Origin of the sequence: Pseudomonas sp. (genome assembly GCF_037994325.1) — a bacterium.
Lineage (GTDB): Bacteria > Pseudomonadota > Gammaproteobacteria > Pseudomonadales > Pseudomonadaceae > Aquipseudomonas.
Genome location: NZ_JBBNAH010000434.1, coordinates 1 through 2,479, shown reverse-complemented (window position 1 = coordinate 2,479; position 2,479 = coordinate 1). Strand labels below are relative to the sequence as shown.

The 2,479-nt window shown below is 57.2% G+C and carries 5 protein-coding genes; 1 reads left to right on the top strand and 4 read right to left on the bottom strand.

Annotated elements, in window-relative coordinates; translation table 11 throughout:
- The 3 genes from AAAB16_RS14625 to AAAB16_RS14615 all read right to left on the bottom strand — a co-directional run.
- Positions 1–297, bottom strand: a 297-nt coding sequence (locus AAAB16_RS14625) for a DUF4880 domain-containing protein (protein ID WP_340663969.1), incomplete at its 3' end; no start/stop codon positions are given.
- Entirely contained in the window at positions 294–803 is a 510-nt protein-coding gene (locus AAAB16_RS14620; protein ID WP_340663968.1) for a sigma-70 family RNA polymerase sigma factor, read from the bottom strand. The genes AAAB16_RS14620 and AAAB16_RS14625, both read right to left, overlap by 4 nt.
- A gap of 190 nt (positions 804–993) precedes the next feature.
- On the bottom strand, positions 994–1,290 hold the full coding sequence (locus AAAB16_RS14615; RefSeq protein ID WP_340663967.1) for a hypothetical protein: 297 nt from the start codon (positions 1,288–1,290) through the stop codon (positions 994–996).
- Between the two features lie 153 nt (positions 1,291–1,443).
- On the opposite strand from AAAB16_RS14615, the gene AAAB16_RS14610 reads away from it, so the two are divergent.
- On the top strand, positions 1,444–1,791 hold the full coding sequence (locus tag AAAB16_RS14610; protein ID WP_340663966.1) for a cupin domain-containing protein: 348 nt from the start codon (positions 1,444–1,446) through the stop codon (positions 1,789–1,791).
- A gap of 97 nt (positions 1,792–1,888) precedes the next feature.
- Here the strand turns inward: AAAB16_RS14610 and AAAB16_RS14605 are convergent, their stop codons facing one another.
- Positions 1,889–2,464 (bottom strand): PIN domain-containing protein, encoded by a 576-nt coding sequence (locus AAAB16_RS14605; RefSeq protein ID WP_340663965.1) that lies wholly within the window; start codon positions 2,462–2,464, stop codon positions 1,889–1,891.
- Between the last annotated feature and the right edge of the window lie 15 nt (positions 2,465–2,479).

Below are 2,479 nucleotides of genomic sequence, written 5' to 3'. Positions count from 1 at the left end.
GCTAACACCACCACGCAGCAGCCGACGCCGCTCTTGCGAGATACCGGAACCGCGCAGTACGCGCGCTGTGGCTTGCGCACTACCGGGTAGTTGGCGCTGGGCATCGGCCAGTTGGTTAAACGGCATTTGCACCGCGCCGGCCACCGTTTCCCAGGCACGCCGGTGCTCGCCATCGGCGCTCAGCCAAGTGTTAAACGCGGTTTGATCGGTGCTGTTGGCGCGGCCGGAGTCGAGAAACACCATCCACTCGATGGCCGCCTTGATGGCCGGCGTCAGGCTGGGATGCTGGGCGTTCATCGCAGGGTTGCCAGGAAGCACTGGGTGACGGCGCGTTTAATCCAACGCTCGACCGTGGCCAACGAAACATCCAATTGCTCGGCGATTTGCTGGTGGGTCAGGCCTTCCAAGCGATTAAGCAAAAAAGCGTGGCGCACCTTATTCGGCAAGTCATTGAGCATGGCATCAATGACGGCCACCGCCTCACGCAGCAGCGCGAACTCTTCTTCCGACGGCACCACCGCTTCGGGCATGCCCGCGATGGCCTCCAGATACGCTCGCTCCAGCTCATTACGGCGCCAGAACGAACACAACACGCGCTTGGCCACCACACACAAAAACGCCCGTGGCTCATCGATAACAGCGGCTTGTTGCGACTTCAGCGTGCGGAGAAAGGTGTCCTGCGTGAGGTCGGCCGCATCGGCATGTGAACCCAGCCGACGCAACAACCACCCCTGCAGCCAGCGGTGATTCTCCGCATAGAGGATATGAAAGGGGTCTTGGGAGGTAAGGCGCAGATCAGACATGCAGATGCACACAGCTAGTATTTAGCAATTATTCGCATTTTCTTGAAATGCCTGTGCATTTGCAACAAATGTAGATCAGAGGAGCGTATTCAGTAGGCAGCGTTGGGTCGGTCCGCATTCGGTGAGCACCGCGAAGCCCAACAACCATAAGGCGCGGCATTAGTTGGGCTTCGCTTCGCTCAACCACAACCTACAAAAGCAGGCGCTCCAGCTCTTCACGCTCCCAGCGGCTGAGCAGTTGAATGGGGTCGGTGCCGTGGCGATGCCAACTGTCGATGCTGCTCACACGGCCATCCGGCGCCACACATTCGGCGCAATGGTCCAGTTGCCCATCCTCTTTGAATAGCGTCAGACGCCAGCCGTCGACGAGGATCGAGATGCCACCGCAGCGTCGTTTATCCGCCGCTCTACGCGCCAAACGCACGCCAAGGGCGATGTCTTTGAGCAGTTGATACACCTCTCGAGCGCTGAGGGCGGTGTTAGGCATCGGATCAGTTCTTCCAAGTAGGGGCTGACAGCATAGGGTTGCAGACAAACAACTGAACAGCGCAAACAGGCTCCTGCATGTCTCTTACAGACAACTGCCCTCTGCTGGCCAGCTCTAAGGTGACGGCACATTTTGTTGCAGCAGGAGCCGCACATGGCCAACGCACCGATCACCGTTTTGCGCGATACCCAGCCGATGCCCGTTGTCGATGCCTGCAAATGGGAACGCATTGAAGGTGACCCGCATACCGTCAACCTCAACGCTTACACCTCCGAAGACGGCAGCAAAATCATGGGCACCTGGATCTGCACGCCCGGCAAATGGCGAGTGGAATATGTGAAGTGGGAGTACTGCCACTTTCAGGAAGGCTACTGCGTGATCACCCCGGATGGCATGGAGCCGATTCACCTTAAAGCCGGCGATATTTTTGTGGTGGAGCCGGGAATGAAAGGCACCTGGGAAGTAGTGGAAACCGTGCGTAAGTATTTTGTGTTTGCCTAACGCGTTTCTTCAGGCCCCAAAGCCCCGCTATTGCGGGGCTTTTTTGTATGGCAAATAGGAGCCGAGGAACGCCTCTGTCGAACTATGCCTAGTCGGTTCAAAAGAGCATTTGATAAGGGGCCAGCAACTTTGCCGTCTGGTTCAACCCCTGCCGCAACAACAGGTCTAGATATGCTTGCGCGGTCATAGGTGGTTTTTTCAGTGAGCGAAATTGGCTCTGCGCGGCGTGGAGTACGGCGGCCTGATCCAGATCGATAAGGTCCGCAATAAAGTCATCGGGGTGCATGGCTTCAATGTCGTAACCGATCAGCACGTGGCGGGGAAAATCTTTGAGATTGAAGGTCACCACCACATCAGCCTTGCAGCGGATGGCGGCGGCCAGAACGTGGCAATCATCCGGGTCGGGAAGGCTTATCCCCGCGCATAACGGCTCGTATCCTGTGACCAGCGCGTCGGGGATCGCCGCATCCATCAGCGCCGAGGTACGTTCCAGTTGTTCCGCTGAAATATCAGAACGATCCTTCAGCAGGTTGCGTTTCCACTCATCATGAATCTGCGCTGTCCAGCGAGCGCGGAACAACCCAGACAAGCCCAACCACATCAATAAATCCCGCAATGGGGCTGGGTACAACACGTTGGCATCAAATACCGCAGTAAACGGTGAACACCTCATTCATACCCCATGCGC